1 protein-coding gene is annotated in these 333 nt (G+C 42.0%); it reads right to left on the reverse strand.

Annotated features, from left to right (window positions below; genetic code table 11):
* A partial coding sequence (locus C1E99_RS13080; RefSeq protein WP_238146250.1) for a S24 family peptidase occupies positions 1-333 on the reverse strand: 333 nt, incomplete at both ends.

A 333-nucleotide genomic window follows, 5' to 3' on the forward strand; every position in this document is an offset into this window, starting at 1 on the left:
TGACTGAAAAAATTCCAATCGTATTTAGAGGAATATGAGGAGTTAGGCGAATGAAGAGATAGTCTCCATCCTCGATATGCGGAGCCATAGAATCTCCCACAACCTGAGCGATTGTATCATAAGATTGGTTATTCGGAATCTCATCGTTATAGAATGATACAAGATTGTTCATATCTGTATCCTGCCAGTAACCTGTACCGGCAGAAACCTTACCAGGAACAGGTAATTCGATTCGCTCCCGGTAGTCATCCAAGTGAAGAATAGAAGCAGAAGGAGTAACTGAGGCAGTTTGCATAGCTGCTAACTGTTCTTGACCAAAAGTTAACCATCGTG

It is taken from the genome of Streptococcus suis (genome assembly GCF_002964045.1).
Taxonomy (GTDB): Bacteria; Bacillota; Bacilli; order Lactobacillales; family Streptococcaceae; genus Streptococcus; species Streptococcus suis_U.